The sequence below is a fragment of the Kitasatospora gansuensis genome, from assembly GCF_014203705.1.
GTDB lineage: Bacteria > Actinomycetota > Actinomycetes > Streptomycetales > Streptomycetaceae > Kitasatospora > Kitasatospora gansuensis.
On the sequence record NZ_JACHJR010000001.1, the window covers coordinates 5806433 to 5821853 of the forward strand.

Sequence of the window (15421 nt, forward strand, 5' to 3'; positions counted from 1 at the left end):
CGTCAGCACCGGGATGGAGTTGAGGGCGTCCGCTGCGGCCTGGCGCTCCGCCGGGCTGGCGTTCGGGTCGGTGGCGGTGTTCGGGGCGTCCCCAAGGGCTGCTGCGAAGTCCAGTCGGGTAGTTGTCGAAGAAGCCGTCGGGCAGGGACTGGTCAACTGGTGCTCCTTCTGGCGGTGGGTGTGGTGTCGGTCTGCTGGGCGGCCCAGAGCTCGACCCGGAGTTCGGAGGTGAACCGCTCGGGGTGCTGGTCCGGTCCGGGGGTGCGCACCCAGTCGCTGTGTTGGTGGTCCCACGCGCCCCACATCGGTGGGGCCGCGCCGACCGGCGGCAGCTTGCGGGCCTCGTACTGGTCAGCCATGGGCCGTATCCGACAGCGGGACGATCGGCTCCGGGCCGGGCTCGATCTCGGGGAGCATCCGCCACGGCCGGGACAGCACGTGGCTGTAGCTACGGTGGTCCGGGTTCGTCTGGAGGTGCTGGAACGACCAGCCGCGGGCGGCCTCGAAGTCCTCGCCGGCGGCGGACTGCTGGCCGCAGAGGATGCCCTGCTCGTTCTCGCCGTTGCACTGGAAGAGGTGCAGGGTGGGCGGGGCGTCCGGCTCGAGGTCGGGGGTGGCGGTCCAGTTCATGTGCCGGTACCGGCGGGTGAGGCCCATGGCTCGTCTCTCGTCTGGGTGGCGGGTCGTCAGGTGGAGGAGGCCAAGTGGAGCCGCAGCGGTCGGCGGCACGCGCAGGTGATGACCGGGCAGTCGCAGACCAGGGCCGGGGTGCCGGCCGTCTCGCGGATCCCGCCCGGACAGCCGTGGTGCGCGCCGGCCTGGCACTCGACGGATATGTACTGGCCGTCCCGGCGACAGTCGACGGTGAAAGCGACCCCGGGCAGCACGAACGGGCCAGTCGCGCGGTAGTCCGGAAGTGCCGCGGTGGTCATTTGCCGAACTCCAGGTCCGCAGTGCAGACCACGGTGACGATCTGTTGGACCACGCCGGGTGAGTACGGCACTTCGACCGTCTGATCAGGGTGGAGCGGCGACGCCTGGGATCCGCAGTGCCTGCACGCGGTCCCGGCTGCCTGCTCGGGGGTGAGCTGTACCCGCTCGGTCATGATCGTCCCCCCACAGTGAGTAATCTTTTGGCCACCTGGTGTGTTGGATTCATCGTCGACCCCAGGATGGACGCCCTAAAGGCCGCATCGAGGACGCTTGGAGGACTCCTTGCGGACTGATCGGACGCATCATCGAGTCATGAGGCCCCTAACTGTCCGCTCGGCCAGTACGGTTGAGTGACCGTCAGTCTCACAGGAGGCCACCGTGACCCGACCCTCCGGAAACATCGCTCTCAAGGCAGCTCGCCAGGCCGCAGGGCTGAGCTCCCAACAGGCGTTCGCAGACGCGCTCAGCGCAGCCGCTCGCCAACTCGGCATGGGACACATCGTGGTGAGCACCCGTCAGATCCGACGCTGGGAGTCCGAGACGCCGCCCTGGCCGCAGGATGACTACCAGCGGCTCCTGACTCACGTACTTCACCTGCCCGTTGAGCAGCTCGGCTTCCGACCGCCGTGGGACCCAACTCCCAAGTCAGTGCAGCCCCAGCCGTCGGCGATCCCACTGCCTCACGGTGGGTCCGCCCTGCGTGCGACCCTGCCCCGACCGACCCAGTCATCCCCGCAGCAGCCACCGACGATCGGCGCGGACTACGCCGTAGTCACCGAGGCACACCGGCGTCTGTACTGGAGTGTCGCCCCAGCGAACCTGGTGCAGGCTGTCATCGAGCACGCCGCTCTCGGCACCACCCTCCTGGGCGAGACCAGCGGCGTGGCCCGCCGGGTGCTCGCCACCGCCCTCGCCGAGTCGCACCTCCTGGCCGGCCGCATCCAGTTCTTCGACCTTCGGCAGGCCGATCAGGCGGACACCATGTATCTCCGGGCTCTCCAGGCCGCAGGCGAAGCGGACGACGCGCTCCTCGGGACGGCTATCCTCGCCCATATGGCGTTTATCCCGGGCTGGGCCGGGCGGCGGGATGAAGCGGTGGAACGGATGGTGGCTGCCCGGACCTACGCTCGTCGGGGGCCTGCTTCTGCGGAGTTGCTCGCGTGGCTGGACGCGGTGGAGGCGGAGTGCCTCACCCGCTGCGGTGACCAGCGCGGCGCGCTCGCCCTGCTTCGCCGGGCCGAGGACACCCTGGCGGTCGGCAGCGAGCACCTGTCCCCGGACTGGTTCACCTGGTTCAGCCCGGTCCGGCTCGCGGCGTTCAAGGGGAACACCGAGTTGGCGGCGGGGCACCTTCCGCAGGCTCACACCACTCTGCGCCGAGTTCTGGACGAACTGCCCGCGACGGACGGCAAGCAGCGCATCGTGGTGCTCGCCGACCTCGCGGCCGTCGAGGCAGCGAGCGGGGACTATCTGACGGCCTGCGGGCTGGCCGAGCAGGCGCTCGACCAGCTCGCGGCGACCTGGTACGCCACCGGTATGGACCGGGTCCGGGATGTCCGCCGGGCGCTGGCCCGGTGGCAGGACTCGGCAGAGGTGCGACGGTTGGACGACCGGCTCTACAGCTGGGGTGCGACGCTCAGTTCTCTGCAGCGTTGAACTTGGCGATCAGCTCGGGTAGTTCGGCGAGCGAGTCGATGCGGAACGTCGACCGGTCGGTGGCCGGGTCGTGCTGCTGGATCCAGCCCCACGGTCCGCGCCGGATCAGCGCGGTGCGCATTCCGGCTTCGAGCGCGGGGAGCACGTCGTTGTCGAGGCGGTCGCCGACATAGAGGATCTCGTCCGGGGCGGCCGGGACGACCTCGGCGACCCGCTCGAAGAACAGCGGGTCCGGCTTGCTGGCGCCCCAGTCGTCCGAGGTACCGATCAGGTCGACGTCGCCGGTGAAGAGCTCGCGCAGCAGGCCGCCGGCGCGGACGGTCTGGTTGCCCGCGATGGCGAGCCACAGACCATCGGCGCGGAGCCGAGCGAACGCGGTGCGCACGTCGGGGTAGACGTCGTCCTCACCGAACCACTCCGGCTTGCCTGCGGCCGCGCGGGCCTCGCGCTGCTCGTAGAGATCGAAGCCGGGCTGGAAGATCTGGAAGGTCTCGCGATAGTCGAGACCGCGCGCGATGGTCGCACCGAAGGCGGAGACGAAGGTGTGCCGCGGCACGCCGAGCCAGTCGGCCCAGGTGCCGTACTCGCGGGTCTCGTCCACGAGGCATTCGCCGACATCGAACACCACAGCTCTGATCGTCATGGCGGCAGCCTAGTAGGGGGAGGACGTCCTGCGGACGGCCGGCTTTGGTCAGCGTCTGCGAGAGGAACGCCGCTCATGGCTCCCCCTTTGTGGACGTCGTCGGCCGCTTGGCACCCAGCTGCGATACCTGCTCGGCCAAGCCCGGCGAGTGACTGTCAGTCAGAGTCGTGGGCATCGACCCGCACATCTGTTTCCGGCTCGCTCCGGAGGAGGGGGTGCGTACGCTGCTGCCCAGCGACAGAAGGTGACCCATGGATTGGATCAACCCGAAGTACGCCGGACTTGTGGCTGGCTACCGCGAGCCCCTGGACCCGGAGGCCGAGACGTTCGGCGCGCCGCAGCCCCAGCTCAATGCGCCGATCAGAGTCCAGCCTTCCCGGGCTTTCATCATGGTTCCGCTCGACACCTTGGAAGGCTGACTCGCACACGCCGCGAGCAGCACGAACTGCCCCCGCTGGGACGAAGTCGAGCGGGGGCAGGCCTGCGGGGAGGCGTCGAGGACAGCAATAGCTGAGGACGACGATCGACGGCGGTGTCATTGGTCAGACCAGGACAGCTTCGGCGCAGTGATCACACCAGCCACGCCGAGATCGTCAGACCTGGTGTCAGGAGGCCGTTCAGGGTTCGGGGATGAAGTCGGGATTGATCCCGATCGCCGCCACTCCGTGACGGACCTCGTCCACGAACTGGACAAGATCCGTCACGAGACGATCCCAGGCCATGGGTGAGGTCCAGGTATCTGCGGCGAACACAGACCCGACCTGCCACCCTTGCTCGGACCTCGTGATGAGGACCGCCCCCGGCTCGTCGTACGTCATCGAGTCGAACGCGAAGTCTCCCCGCTCGCCGTCCGGGGTGCGGAGCCAGTCCATGAGTTCGCAGGCCAGCTCAGCTACGGGGAACAGCTTCTCCGCCCAGACCACTTGGCCTGTGTCGCTGATGGTCAGATCCGCCTCGATATCCAGAAGGAGCACATATACGGGCGCCGACTCCGGGGAGAGCCCCCGACGAGGCAGGTCCGCTGCGGCAAGGTTCCGAAAGACGAGCTCCATCGCCGACTCACTCCGCATCAGACTGACCAGCCCTTGGACAGGGCGCCCAAATGCGGACAACTCTACCAACGCCCCTTGAGTAGGGATGTGGGGAGCCGGGGTCGCGTTGGTTGGGGGCCGCGCTCCGGCTGCGCGCGCTCACGTTGCACCGTCGGTCGGTCCACGGGCCACAGCCATGGCCAGGATCACCAGCGCCACCGGGGCCAGCCCCGCCGCCGAGGTGTGCCAGCGCAGCAGGGCGGCCACCAGCAGTGCCCCGGCGACCACGGCGGCGAGCCGGCCCGCTGCCCAGCGTTCTTCGGTGCCCAGCCCGAACTGACCGGCCAGGCCGGTGAGGGTGCCGGTGAAGTAGGTGGTCGGGGTGCCCCAGGTGCGGGCCTGCAGGCCCATCGCCAGGGCGTTGGTGACGAGTAGGGCCCACAGCAGGGTGCCGGAGCGGTCGGTGGCCAGCGCCCAGCAGGTCGCCGAGAGGGTCAGCAGCACGGCCTCCCCGGCGAGTACGGTCCGGCGAGGGAGGCGGTCGGCGATCAGGGCGGCGGTGGCCACCCCGGCGCAGTAGCCGGCCAGGGCGGCCAAGGCCCGGATCGCCTGGGTGCCGTCGGACGTCGCGACGGACACCCCGATCAGCACCAGGTTGCCGGTCATCACGCCCGCGAAGACCTTGCCCAGGCAGAGGAAGGTGAAGGTGTCCACGGCCCCGGACGCGGCTGAGAGGACGAGCAGCGCCAACCGTTCCGCCTGCTGGGCGGCGGTCCCGGTCATCGGTCGACGTGCTCCCAGTCGCACCGGGTGAGCTCGCCCGGTCCGCTCCCTTTCTCCTGCACGTCAGCCTCCCAGGCCGTCTGAGTCGTCGTCACTCCAGGAAAGCGAAGGCCTGTCACCCAGGGATCACGACTGGCGGACGGACCGGGCGCGCCCACCCGAACGGTCCCGTCCCCTGACCACTCGTCAGTCCTCCTTCACCGCCACCGCGAAGATCCGGCGGAACGGAAAGACCGTGCCGTGCGCCCCGGCCGGGTAGGCCTCGCGCAGCAGGGCGCCGTACTCGGCGAGGAAGGCGGCCCGTTCGGCAGGGTCGGTGAGCAGGGTGAGGACGGGCCGGAGCGCGGTGCCTTTGACCCACTCCAGGACGGGGTCCTCGCCCGTGAGCAGGGTGGAGTACGTGGTCTCCCAGACGTCGGCGGCGCAGCCGGCGTCGGCGAGGGCCTGGAGGTACTCGCCGGGCTCGTGGACGCCTGCGCGGGTGGCCCGGTCCCCGAGGGTGGTGCGCCAGCGGGGGCTGCGGCGGAGTTCGGCGAGCAGGGTGTGGCTGGGGGAGTCGAAGTTGCCGGGCACCTGAAAGGCGAGCACTCCGCCGCGCGGCAGGGCCGCGATCCAGCGCGGGAGCAGGCTCAGGTGGCCGCCGCCGTCGAGCTGGATCCACTGCAGGGCGGCGTTGGAGACGATCAGGTCGGGGGCGGCCGGTGCCGGGTCGTAGTCGCGGGCGTCGGCGAGCAGGTAGTCCGCGGTGGGCTCGCCCTCGGTGCGGGCGATGGCGAGCATCTCGGCGGAGTTGTCGATGCCGGTGATCCGCGCGGCGGGCCAGCGCGCGCGCAGTACCGCGGTGGAGTTGCCGGGGCCGCAGCCGATGTCGACGATCGTGGTGGCTAGCTCGTTCGGTACGCGGGCCAGCAGATCACGTAGCGGGCGGGTGCGTTCGTCGGCGAAGCGCAGGTACTGCTCGGGGTCCCAGACGGGTACGGACATCGTCGGCCTCACAAGTATCTCGACATCAAGATATCTACTCCCACCCTCGGCCCCAAATCTCTTGATGTCAAGATATTTCTTGTCACCCGATCGGCGTGAGATCGACACCCTCGGACCGCGGGCTCCGCACGGCGACCCGCTCCGGGCGGGACACCTGGCTAGGGTCGGGATCGATCAGGGCCAAGAGGAGTGGGTGACGCGGTGTCGGCTTTCCCGACCGAGGACATGGAACTGACCCGGCTGCTGGTCGTCACCGACGTCGGCCGGTCGCGCCAGTGGTACGAGCGGGTGCTCGGCGCGACGGTGGAGCGCGAGTACGGGAGCGCGTGCGTGCTGAGGCTGCTGGGCAGTTGGCTGTTGCTGGTCACCGGCGGTGGGCCGACCGAGGACAAGCCGACCGTGACGTTCGCGGCTCCGGACGATCCCGACCGGGTGAGCGCTGAGTTGATCTTCCGGGTGCCCGACTGCCGTGGGGCGTACGAGACTCTGCGTGCGCGGGGTGCGGAGTTCCTCACGCCTCCGGTGGACCGGGGGTACGAGGTGCGGGCGTTCTTCCGCGATCCGGACGGTCACCTCTTCGAGATCAGCGAGGTCCCGGGCTAGAGCAGCCCGGGAACGTTTGAAGTGGTCACCCGTGCGCCAGAGATGGGGGATGACGGAACCTGCACTGCGCCTCTCCGACGAGGTCCGTGACGCGCTCGTGAGCCGCCGGACGCCCGTGGTCGCGCTGGAGTCGACGATCATCGCGCACGGCCTCCCCAGGCCGCGGAACCTGCTGGTGGCAAGGGAGTTGGAGGAGATCGTCCGCGCGGCGGGCGCCGTCCCGGCGACCATCGCCGTACTGGACGGCGTGCCGCACATCGGGCTCGGCAAGAGCGAGTTGGAGCGGGTCGCGAACGATCCCGACCTGCGCAAGTTCGGCTTCCGGGATCTCCCGCCGGCCCTGGCGACCGGTGCGAGCGGGGCGACCACGGTGTCGGGGACGGCGTTCCTGGCCGCGCGGGCCGGGATCCGGGTCTTCGCCACCGGCGGGCTCGGCGGGGTGCACCGGGAGTGGGTGACCACCCAGGACGAGTCGGCCGACCTCGGGCTGCTCGCCCGGACCAGGATCACCGTGGTGTGTGCGGGGGTGAAGTCGATCCTGGACGTGCCGGCCACCCTGGAGCGGCTGGAGACACTGGGGGTTGCGGTGCTCGGGTACCGGACGGCGGAGTTCCCGGGGTTCTACCTGTCGAGCTCGGGGCAGCCGGTGGACTGGACCGTACGGGACGCGTCCGAGGTCGCGGGTGTGATGCGGGCTCAGGACGCGCTCGGGGGACTCAACTCGGCGTTGGTGGTGGCCAATCCGGTACCGGAGGCCGAGCAGCTCGACCCCCGGCTGCACGACCGGGTGCTCGCCGAAGCGCTCGCGGCGGCCGACCGTGCGGGTGTCACCGGACAGGCCACCACGCCCTTCCTGCTGGCCTACCTCACCGAGCACACCGAGGGCGCCTCGCTGGAGGCCAACTTGGCCGCCGTACGCGGCAACGTCCGGCTCGCCGCCGAGATCGCCGCCCGCTGGGTGGAGCCGGTGGAGTGACCGGCGCGCTGCTGGTGATCGGCGACGTCGTCACGGACGTCGTCGCGCTGCACGACCGGCCGCTCGCGCCGCACACCGACACCGCCGCCCGGATCGCTGTCCTGCCGGGCGGGTCGGCCGCCAACTCGGCTTCCTGGGCGGCGTATTCGGGCGCGGAGGCGCGGCTGCTGGCCCGGCTCGGAGCCGACTCGGCGGCCTGGCACCGGGCCGAACTGCTCGGCGTCGGAGTCCGCCCGCACCTGGTGGTCGACCCGGAGTTGTCGACGGCCGTGGTGATCTGCCTGGTGGATGCCGAGGCCGAGCGGACCTTCGTCACCGACAGCGGAGCCGCGGCCCGGCTCGGCCCGGCCGACTGGGATCCGGCGCTGCTCGACGGCGTCGCGCGTCTCCACCTCTCCGGGTACCTCTACTTCGCCGATCAGGGGCGGCAGTTGGCGGCACAGGCAGCCACGGCGGCCGAGGCGAGGGGCATACCGGTCAGCGTCGACCCGGCGTCCACGGGCTTCATCGAACGGCTCGGCCTCGCCCGTTTCCTGGCCTCGATCGACGGCACCGACCTGCTGCTGCCGAACCTGGCGGAGGCCCGGCTGCTGGCGGGGACGGACGATCCGGTGGCGGCGGCCGAGCGGCTCAGCGCGGTGCACGGCGAGGCCGTCGTGAAGCTCGGCCCGCAGGGTGCGCTGGCCGCCCGCGAAGGGAAGGTCGTGGCCAGGATCTCCGCCGTCCCGAGTACGGCGGTGGACAGCACCGGCGCCGGTGACGCCTTCACCGGCGCCTTCCTGGCGGCCCGGCTCCGGGGCGCCGACCTCGCCGAGGCGACGGCCGCCGGCTGCGCGGCGGGGGCCGTGGCCGTCAGCCGTACGGGCGGCAGGCCCCCATCCAGGCGAGCCTGAGCAGTCGTCAGGAGTGATCGGCCGCCGTTTCGCGTGCGAGGGTGGCGCCGCGCTGGTCGGTGAGCAGTGCGCGCTGAGTGAGGAGCTGTTCGATCCTGGCGTCCAGTTCGCCCAACTGGCCGTCCAGGATGTCGAGGGAACGCGAGCACGGCAGCACCCCGGGGGCGTCGTCCTGAGCACACGGGAGCAGGTCACGGATGGTGTCGGTGTTCATGCCTGTGGAGAGCAGCTCGCGGATCCGGGCCACGGTGGCTGGGGCGTCGGCGCCGTAGGTGCGGTAGCCGTTGGTGCCGCGCTCGGGGTGGAGCAGCCGTTGCTCCTCGTAGTAGCGCAGCAGTCGGGGGCTGACTCCGGTGCGGTGGGCCAGTTCGCCGATCAGCACGGGCTTTTCTCCTTCTCGGGTTGACCTTCACATCAGTGTGAATACCTAGCGTTGGCGGCATGACAGCTCATTCCGCAGACGCCCTTTCCCTGACCACCACCCTGACCACCACCCTGGCCACCACCGTGACCGGCGCGGGCCCCGGCCTGGTCCTCGCCCATGGTGCCGGGGGTTCCGTCGCCGACAACTTCGGCCCGCTGATTCCGGTGCTGGCCCGGGACCACACCGTGGTCGGCAGTGACTATCCGAGCACCGACGAGGAGTTGAGCCTGGACGGTCTGGCCGACGCGGTGGTGGCCGCCGCGGTGGCGGCCGGGGTCGAGCGGTTCACCGTGATCGGCTTCTCGCTCGGTTCGGCGGTCGCGGTGCGCGCGGCGACCCGGCACCCGGATCGGGTGCGTGGGCTGGTGCTGGCGGCCGGGTTCGCCCGCGCGGACAACCGGTTCGGGCTGGCGATGGAGTTGTGGCAGGAGGCGCTGGGCCGGGGCGACCGGGAGACCTTCGCCCGGTTCGCCCTGTCCAGCGGGTTCGGCGCGGACTTCGTCAACGCCCTGCCGGGGGAGCAGCTGCCCGGGCTGGTCGGGCAGGTCGCGGCGGGGGTGCCGGGCGGGACCCGTCGGCAGGCGGAGCTGGCCGCCCGGGTCGACACCACCGCCGAGCTGGCCGCGCTGGCGGTGCCCGTGCTGGTGGTGAACGCGACCCGGGACCTGCTGGTCGATCCGGCCAACTCGCGGGAGCTGGCGGCGGGGATACCCGGTGCCGAGTACGTCGAGATCGACGCCGGGCACGTGTTCATGGCCGAGCGGCCCGACGAGTGGGAGACGCGGGTGGTCACGTTCCTTCGGGAGCGGGGGCTGTAAAGGCGGCGGGGAGGGCCGTCCGCCGGACGGCCCTCCCCGTTACCTGCTCACCCTGCCACCTGTGCTGCCCATCTCCTTGAGTGTCACCAGAAGGGGTACCCCGGGAAACGGGCCAATGGGGTGACGGGCGAAGCGGGAGGTCGGCTGTGACGGGCCGCACAGATGATGTGCAATTTGTTGCATAGGGGGCGGAGCGGGCCCTACCTTGGCGCCATGACCGCGTACCCGAACCTTTTGCGTCCGCTCGACCTCGGCTTCACCACGCTCCCCAACCGGGTGCTGATGGGCTCGATGCACGTCGGCCTGGAGGAGGCCGAGAACGGCTTCGAGCGGATGGCCGAGTTCTACGCGACCCGGACCAGGGCCGGCGTCGGCCTGATCGTCACCGGCGGCATCGCGCCCAACGAGGCGGGTCGCCCGTGGGAGGGCGGCGCCAAGCTGACGACCGATCAGGAGGCCGCCGAGCACCGGGTGATCACCGGGGCGGTGCACGCGGCGGGCGGCAAGATCGCGCTCCAGCTGCTGCACTTCGGCCGGTACGCGTACCACGCCGAGCTGGTCGCGCCGAGCGCGATCCAGGCGCCGATCAGCCCCTTCCCGCCGCGCGCGCTGACCGAGGACGAGGTCGAGCAGACCGTCGAGGACTTCGCCCGGGCCGCCGAGCTGGCCAAGTCGGCGGGGTACGACGGCGTGGAGATCATGGGCAGCGAGGGCTACCTGATCAACGAGTTCATCGCCGCGCCGACCAACCGGCGCGAGGACCGCTGGGGCGGCAGCTACGAGAACCGGATGCGCTTCCCGGTCGAGATCGTCCGGCGGGTGCGCGAGCGGGTCGGCGCCGAGTTCATCGTGATCTACCGGCTCTCCATGCTCGACCTGATCCCCGGCGGCTCCACGCTGGCCGAGGTGGTGCAGCTGGCCAAGGCGGTCGAGGCGGCCGGGGCCACCATCATCAACACCGGGATCGGCTGGCACGAGGCCCGTATCCCGACCATCGCCACCTCGGTCCCGCGCGCGGCGTACGCCTGGGTGACCAAGCGGCTGATGGGCGAGGTGTCCGTGCCGCTGGTGACCAGCAACCGGATCAACACCCCCGAGCTGGCCGAGCAGCTGCTCGCCGACGGGCACGCCGACCTGGTCTCGCTGGCCCGGCCGCTGCTCGCCGACCCGGAGTTCGTGGCCAAGGCCGAGGCCGGCACCCCCGAGGCGATCAACACCTGCATCGGCTGCAACCAGGCCTGCCTGGACCACACCTTCAGCGGGCGGATCACCTCCTGCCTGGTGAACCCGCGCGCCTGCCACGAGACCGAGCTGGTGCTCGCCCCGACCCGCCGCCGCAAGCGGATCGGCGTGGTCGGCGCCGGACCGGCCGGCCTCGGCTTCGCGGTGGCCGCCGCCGAACGCGGTCACACGGTCACCCTGTACGACGCCGCGGACCGGATCGGCGGGCAGCTGAACGTGGCCCGGCAGGTGCCGGGCAAGCAGGAGTTCGACGAGACCCTGCGCTACTTCCGGCACCAGCTGGCGGAGCGTCAGGTCGAGGTACGGCTCGGTACGGCCGTCACCGCGGCCGGGCTGCTGGCCGAGGGGTACGACGAGGTGGTGCTCGCCACCGGCGTCACCCCGCGCGTCCCGGAGATCCCCGGGGTGGATCACCCGAGCGTGGTCGGCTACCTGGACCTGCTGCGCGGCGACGCGGTGGCCGGTGAGCGGGTGGCGGTCATCGGCGCGGGCGGGATCGGCTTCGACGTGGCCGAGTTCCTGACCGACCAGGACGGCGACTTCTACGCGAGCTGGGGCATCGACACCGAGCACCGCGAGCCCGGCGGGCTGCGTACCCCCGAGCGGCCGAAGCCGCCGCGCACCGTGCACCTGATCCAGCGCAAGCCCGGCAAGGTCGGCGCGGGCCTCGGCAAGACCACCGGCTGGATCCACCGGGCCGAGCTGGCCCACCGGGGTGTGCGCACCGTCTCCGGCGCGAGCTACCGGCGGATCGACGACGAGGGCCTGCACCTGACCGTGGACGGCGAGGACCGTACCGTCCCGGTCGACACCGTGGTGCTGTGCGCCGGGCAGGAGCCGCGCCGGGAGCTGCACGCCGAGCTGCTGGCCGGTGGCGCCTCGGTGCACCTGATCGGCGGCGCGGACGTGGCCGCCGAGCTGGACGCCAAGCGGGCGATCGACCAGGGCACCCGGCTCGCGGCCGAGCTCTGACCGACGGCTCCCCGGGTCAGCGCCAGCTGCCCGGACCGTCCCCGACCTCGGTGAACGCGGCCAGCGCCAGCGCGCCGATGAACAGCGCGGCCATCAGCAGCAGGATCAGACAGCCGGCCGCGTCGGCCCTGGTCTTGCCCTGGCTGCGCATGCCGCCCCCTAGTCCGCCGCCGTGGTCGTCGGCGGCGGGGGACCCACGATAGCGACGGACCCCTGCTCTGCCCAGACCACACCTCTCGAAGGCCCCCGGCTGCTGCCGGGGGCCTTCGTCGTGCCCGGCCGCTGCCCGGTGGTGCGTGGCCGGTGCAGGGCCCACCCCGTGGACCGGCCTTGACGTTTTGTTGAAAGCGACTTACTTTTCTTTTCGCATACCAGAATCATCCTTCCGTATCGTGGAAGTCTGACGGACGCAGGAGTAAGCCGATGCCTCGAATGACAGCCGCCCGCGCGGCAGTTGAGATCCTCAAGCGCGAGGGCGTTGACGTCGCTTTCGGCGTGCCGGGCGCCGCGATCAACCCCTTCTACAAGGCCCTCAAGGAGGGTGGCGGCATCCGCCACACCCTCGCCCGCCACGTCGAGGGTGCCTCGCACATGGCCGAGGGTTACACCCGCACCAAGGCCGGGAACATCGGTGTCTGTATCGGTACGTCCGGCCCGGCCGGCACCGACATGATCACCGGCCTGTACTCGGCGATCGCGGACTCCATCCCGATCCTGTGCATCACCGGCCAGGCGCCGGTCTCCAAGCTGCACAAGGAGGACTTCCAGGCGGTCGACATCGCCTCGATCGCCAAGCCGGTCACCAAGAAGGCCACCACCGTGCTGGAGGCCGCGCAGGTCCCGGGTGTCTTCCAGGAGGCGTTCCACCTGATGCGGTCCGGCCGTCCCGGCCCGGTCCTGATCGACCTGCCGATCGACGTCCAGCTGACCGAGATCGAGTTCGACCCGGACACGTACGAGCCGCTGCCGGTCTACAAGCCGGCCGCCACCCGGGCCCAGATCGAGAAGGCGCTGACCTTCCTGCTGGCCTCCGAGCGCCCGCTGCTGGTCGCCGGCGGTGGCATCATCAATGCCGACGCCTCCGACCTGCTGGTCGAGTTCGCCGAGCTGACCGGCGTCCCGGTCATCTCCACCCTGATGGGCTGGGGCGTCATCCCGGACGACCACGAGCTGAGCGCGGGCATGGTCGGGGTCCAGACCTCGCACCGCTACGGCAACGCGACCTTCCTGGAGTCGGACTTCGTCCTCGGCATCGGCAACCGCTGGGCCAACCGCCACACCGGCTACAACCTGGACGCGTACACCAAGGGCCGCAAGTTCGTCCACGTCGACATCGAGCCGACCCAGATCGGCAAGATCTTCCCGCCCGACTACGGCATCGCCTCCGACGCCAAGGCCGCGCTGGAGCTCTTCCTCGAGGTCGCCAAGGAGCTCAAGGCCGCGGGCAAGCTGCCGGACTTCACCGCCTGGGCGGACTCCGCCCAGGAGCGCAAGGCCACCCTGCTCCGCCGCACGCACTTCGACAACATCCCGATGAAGCCGCAGCGCGTCTACGAGGAGATGAACAAGGCGTTCGGCCCGGACACCCGCTACGTCACCACCATCGGTCTGTCCCAGATCGCCGGTGCGCAGATGCTGCACGTCTACAAGCCGCGGCACTGGATCAACTGCGGCCAGGCCGGCCCGCTCGGCTGGACCATCCCGGCCGCGATCGGTGTCGCCACCGCGGACCCGGAGAGCCCGGTCGTCGCGCTCTCCGGCGACTACGACTTCCAGTTCATGATCGAGGAGCTGGCGGTCGCCGCCCAGCACCGGATCCCCTACGTCCACGTCCTGGTGAACAACGCCTACCTCGGCCTGATCCGCCAGGCGCAGTCCGGACTGGACATCAACTTCCAGGTCAACCTGGAGTTCGAGAACATCAACGCCCCCGAGCTCGGCGTCTACGGCGTCGACCACGTCAAGGTCGCCGAGGGCCTGGGAGTCAAGGCGATCCGGGTCACCGACCCGAACGAGCTGGGCGCCGCCTTCGAGGAGGCCAAGAAGCTCGCCGCCGAGTTCCAGGTCCCGGTCGTGGTCGAGGCCATCCTCGAGCGCATCACCAACATCTCGATGAGCCGCACCGTCGACATGAGCGACGTCACCGAGTGGGAGGACCTGGCCACCGAGCCGGAGCACGCTCCCACCGCGATCAAGACCCTCAAGGTCTGATCCGACCCGCAGGAGGCCCGGCACCGCCCAACGGCGGTGCCGGGCCTCGGCGTTGGCTCAGGCCGGGTTGTCGGCGTGGGTCAGGGTCTCCCAGGCGGTGAAGAGATTGTTGGTGCCGGCCGGGCGTTGCTGCTCGGTGAGCAGCCGGGTGTTGGTCATGCCGTAGCCGAGGCGGTTGGCCAGGGCGTTGTAGCCGACCTCGGTGACCGGGCCGAGGGACTGGTTCAGGGTGCCGCCGCAGAGCCAGGACGGGACGGCGGTGCCGAGTTGGTACTTGGACTGGAAGCCCAGGGCGTGCCGGAGGCGGTCGGCGATCTCGGGGTAGAGGTCCTGGCCCTGGAGCCGGCTGGTCTCCGCGACGTGCGAGATGGCGGAGAGGCCGTAGCCGGTGTGGGTGAGGTCGCGGCAGGTCTCCTGGGTCAGGCCGTCGACGAAAGTGCCCTGGCCCTGCCAGTAGTTGACGATCTCGTCCCGGGTGTCCAGGCCGCTGCCCGGGACGGTGCGGGGAAGCGGGCCGTCGGAGGCGAGGTAGATGTAGGCGGGGACCCGGTTGCGGAAGAGCGCGACCGCCTTGTCGTAGACGGCGCGGTCGTTCAGGAAGACGCCGATGCCGATGCCCGCCTCGACCATACTGAGCTCCCAGTTGCCGTTGGAGCGCGAGCCGTTGGCCACCTCGGGGAGGTAGACGGTGCGCAGCATGGTGGCGAACCGGGTGACCCGGGCGGCGGGCCAGTTGCCGTAGCCGTAGCGGATGATCTCGGCGGCCCGGGGCCAGACCGAGCCGGCCCAGGCGGTCTGCAGCGGGGCGTTGCTGTTGGTGTGGTCGGTGATGGTGCCCGACCAGGCGTCCATCAGCTGGATCGCCTTCTCGGCGTACCGGCTGTCCCGGGTGATGTACCAGTCCAGGGCCAGGGTGTACGCCGCGATGGCGTCCTCGCGCTCGTCGGTGCAGCCGTTGTTGGGGTTGGAGTAGGAGCCGCACTCGACCACCGCGCGCGGCTTGGCGGTTCGGGTCAGCGAGGCGTACTTGCTGGTGTGCAGCTGGTCGTAGGCGGCCTTCCAGGGCTGCGCCCCGGTCTGCACCTTGGCCCGGACGAAGTCCAACTGCCCGGTGCCGACCAGGACTCCGGGGTGGGTGAAGGTGGCGGGGGCGGCCTGTGCGGTGGTGGGGGCGACGGCCGGGAGGAGGCCGAGGGCGGTGGCCAGCACGGCGGCCCCGGCGAGAGCTCTGCGGATCACGACGGTTCCTTCCG

At 70.8% G+C, this 15421-nt stretch carries 19 protein-coding genes; 8 read left to right on the forward strand and 11 right to left on the reverse strand.

Annotated features, from left to right (window positions below; all coding sequences use genetic code 11):
- Positions 1-152 precede the first annotated feature (152 nt).
- The 4 genes from F4556_RS26260 to F4556_RS26275 are packed head-to-tail and all read right to left on the reverse strand — an operon-like array spanning position 153 to position 1105.
- On the reverse strand, positions 153-359 hold the full coding sequence (locus tag F4556_RS26260; protein ID WP_184920217.1) for a hypothetical protein: 207 nt from the start codon (positions 357-359) through the stop codon (positions 153-155).
- A complete protein-coding gene (locus tag F4556_RS26265) occupies positions 352-657 on the reverse strand; it encodes a DUF7848 domain-containing protein (protein WP_184920219.1) in 306 nt (101 codons plus the stop codon). The genes F4556_RS26260 and F4556_RS26265 overlap by 8 nt, the downstream gene beginning before the upstream one ends.
- A gap of 29 nt (positions 658-686) precedes the next feature.
- A complete protein-coding gene (locus F4556_RS26270; RefSeq protein WP_184920221.1) occupies positions 687-932 on the reverse strand; it encodes a hypothetical protein in 246 nt (81 codons plus the stop codon).
- On the reverse strand, positions 929-1105 hold the full coding sequence (locus F4556_RS26275) for a hypothetical protein (RefSeq protein WP_184920223.1): 177 nt from the start codon (positions 1103-1105) through the stop codon (positions 929-931). The genes F4556_RS26270 and F4556_RS26275 overlap by 4 nt, the downstream gene beginning before the upstream one ends.
- A 205-nt stretch (positions 1106-1310) precedes the next feature.
- On the opposite strand from F4556_RS26275, the gene F4556_RS26280 reads away from it, so the two are divergent.
- On the forward strand, positions 1311-2588 hold the full coding sequence (locus F4556_RS26280; protein ID WP_184920225.1) for an NsdA family TPR-like regulatory protein: 1278 nt from the start codon (positions 1311-1313) through the stop codon (positions 2586-2588).
- Here F4556_RS26280 and F4556_RS26285 read toward each other — a convergent pair.
- Positions 2569-3231 carry an HAD family hydrolase gene (locus tag F4556_RS26285; protein WP_184920227.1) on the reverse strand — a complete coding sequence of 221 codons (663 nt, stop codon included), beginning with the start codon at positions 3229-3231 and terminating at the stop codon, positions 2569-2571. The two genes, F4556_RS26280 and F4556_RS26285, sit on opposite strands and share 20 nt — an antisense overlap.
- 251 nt (positions 3232-3482) lie before the next feature.
- Here F4556_RS26285 and F4556_RS26290 point away from each other — a divergent pair, with 251 nt between their 5' ends.
- On the forward strand, positions 3483-3650 hold the full coding sequence (locus F4556_RS26290; RefSeq protein ID WP_184920229.1) for a hypothetical protein: 168 nt from the start codon (positions 3483-3485) through the stop codon (positions 3648-3650).
- A 198-nt stretch (positions 3651-3848) separates the two neighbouring features.
- Here the strand turns inward: F4556_RS26290 and F4556_RS26295 are convergent, their stop codons facing one another.
- The 3 genes from F4556_RS26295 to F4556_RS26305 form a co-directional block, all read right to left on the reverse strand.
- Positions 3849-4283 (reverse strand): DUF7878 domain-containing protein, encoded by a 435-nt coding sequence (locus tag F4556_RS26295; RefSeq protein ID WP_246511089.1) that lies wholly within the window; start codon positions 4281-4283, stop codon positions 3849-3851.
- 138 nt (positions 4284-4421) lie between these two features.
- Complete coding sequence (locus F4556_RS26300) at positions 4422-5045, reverse strand: YoaK family protein (RefSeq protein WP_184920231.1); 624 nt, start codon at positions 5043-5045, stop codon at positions 4422-4424.
- 186 nt (positions 5046-5231) lie between these two features.
- Positions 5232-6029: a trans-aconitate 2-methyltransferase gene (locus F4556_RS26305; protein WP_184920232.1), complete on the reverse strand. Its 798-nt coding sequence runs from the start codon at positions 6027-6029 to the stop codon at positions 5232-5234.
- Between the two features lie 201 nt (positions 6030-6230).
- Here F4556_RS26305 and F4556_RS26310 point away from each other — a divergent pair, with 201 nt between their 5' ends.
- From F4556_RS26310 to F4556_RS26320, 3 genes are read left to right on the forward strand one after another with little or no spacing between them, the layout of a single operon-like run.
- Positions 6231-6632 (forward strand): VOC family protein, encoded by a 402-nt coding sequence (locus F4556_RS26310; protein ID WP_221503702.1) that lies wholly within the window; start codon positions 6231-6233, stop codon positions 6630-6632.
- A gap of 49 nt (positions 6633-6681) precedes the next feature.
- Positions 6682-7608, forward strand: coding sequence for a pseudouridine-5'-phosphate glycosidase (locus tag F4556_RS26315; protein WP_184920234.1), 927 nt, complete (start codon positions 6682-6684; stop codon positions 7606-7608).
- Positions 7605-8501 carry a carbohydrate kinase family protein gene (locus F4556_RS26320; protein ID WP_184920236.1) on the forward strand — a complete coding sequence of 299 codons (897 nt, stop codon included), beginning with the start codon at positions 7605-7607 and terminating at the stop codon, positions 8499-8501. The genes F4556_RS26315 and F4556_RS26320 overlap by 4 nt, the downstream gene beginning before the upstream one ends.
- 7 nt (positions 8502-8508) lie before the next feature.
- On the opposite strand, the gene F4556_RS26325 is transcribed toward F4556_RS26320, so the two are convergent.
- Positions 8509-8883 (reverse strand): MerR family transcriptional regulator, encoded by a 375-nt coding sequence (locus F4556_RS26325; RefSeq protein ID WP_184920238.1) that lies wholly within the window; start codon positions 8881-8883, stop codon positions 8509-8511.
- Positions 8884-8942: 59 nt separating this feature from the next.
- Between F4556_RS26325 and F4556_RS26330 the strand changes: the two genes are divergently transcribed.
- Both F4556_RS26330 and F4556_RS26335 read left to right on the forward strand, forming a co-directional pair.
- Complete coding sequence (locus F4556_RS26330) at positions 8943-9743, forward strand: alpha/beta fold hydrolase (RefSeq protein ID WP_184920241.1); 801 nt, start codon at positions 8943-8945, stop codon at positions 9741-9743.
- A gap of 213 nt (positions 9744-9956) precedes the next feature.
- On the forward strand, positions 9957-11957 hold the full coding sequence (locus F4556_RS26335) for an NADPH-dependent 2,4-dienoyl-CoA reductase (protein WP_184920243.1): 2001 nt from the start codon (positions 9957-9959) through the stop codon (positions 11955-11957).
- Positions 11958-11973: 16 nt separating this feature from the next.
- Here F4556_RS26335 and F4556_RS39190 read toward each other — a convergent pair whose 3' ends face one another.
- The gene (locus F4556_RS39190) at positions 11974-12108 is read right to left on the reverse strand and encodes a hypothetical protein (protein ID WP_281403667.1); all 135 of its coding nucleotides are present in this window, start codon (positions 12106-12108) and stop codon (positions 11974-11976) included.
- Between the two features lie 272 nt (positions 12109-12380).
- On the opposite strand from F4556_RS39190, the gene gcl reads away from it, so the two are divergent.
- Complete coding sequence (gene gcl, locus F4556_RS26340) at positions 12381-14168, forward strand: glyoxylate carboligase (protein WP_184920245.1); 1788 nt, start codon at positions 12381-12383, stop codon at positions 14166-14168.
- Between the two features lie 57 nt (positions 14169-14225).
- On the opposite strand, the gene F4556_RS26345 is transcribed toward gcl, so the two are convergent.
- The gene (locus F4556_RS26345) at positions 14226-15407 is read right to left on the reverse strand and encodes an alginate lyase family protein (protein ID WP_184920247.1); all 1182 of its coding nucleotides are present in this window, start codon (positions 15405-15407) and stop codon (positions 14226-14228) included.
- Between the last annotated feature and the right edge of the window lie 14 nt (positions 15408-15421).

Coding starts and splice junctions, on each gene's coding strand:
- F4556_RS26290 (WP_184920229.1), top strand. CDS start 3,483: ATGGATTGGATCAACCCGAAGTACGCCGGACTTGTGGCTGGCTACCGC.
- F4556_RS26315 (WP_184920234.1), top strand. CDS start 6,682: ATGACGGAACCTGCACTGCGCCTCTCCGACGAGGTCCGTGACGCGCTC.
- gcl (WP_184920245.1), top strand. CDS start 12,381: ATGCCTCGAATGACAGCCGCCCGCGCGGCAGTTGAGATCCTCAAGCGC.
- F4556_RS26285 (WP_184920227.1), bottom strand. CDS start 3,231: ATGACGATCAGAGCTGTGGTGTTCGATGTCGGCGAATGCCTCGTGGAC.
- F4556_RS26295 (WP_246511089.1), bottom strand. CDS start 4,283: ATGGAGCTCGTCTTTCGGAACCTTGCCGCAGCGGACCTGCCTCGTCGG.
- F4556_RS26270 (WP_184920221.1), bottom strand. CDS start 932: ATGACCACCGCGGCACTTCCGGACTACCGCGCGACTGGCCCGTTCGTG.
- F4556_RS26335 (WP_184920243.1), top strand. CDS start 9,957: ATGACCGCGTACCCGAACCTTTTGCGTCCGCTCGACCTCGGCTTCACC.
- F4556_RS26330 (WP_184920241.1), top strand. CDS start 8,943: ATGACAGCTCATTCCGCAGACGCCCTTTCCCTGACCACCACCCTGACC.
- F4556_RS26265 (WP_184920219.1), bottom strand. CDS start 657: ATGGGCCTCACCCGCCGGTACCGGCACATGAACTGGACCGCCACCCCC.
- F4556_RS26275 (WP_184920223.1), bottom strand. CDS start 1,105: ATGACCGAGCGGGTACAGCTCACCCCCGAGCAGGCAGCCGGGACCGCG.
- F4556_RS26260 (WP_184920217.1), bottom strand. CDS start 359: ATGGCTGACCAGTACGAGGCCCGCAAGCTGCCGCCGGTCGGCGCGGCC.
- F4556_RS26305 (WP_184920232.1), bottom strand. CDS start 6,029: ATGTCCGTACCCGTCTGGGACCCCGAGCAGTACCTGCGCTTCGCCGAC.
- F4556_RS39190 (WP_281403667.1), bottom strand. CDS start 12,108: ATGCGCAGCCAGGGCAAGACCAGGGCCGACGCGGCCGGCTGTCTGATC.
- F4556_RS26300 (WP_184920231.1), bottom strand. CDS start 5,045: ATGACCGGGACCGCCGCCCAGCAGGCGGAACGGTTGGCGCTGCTCGTC.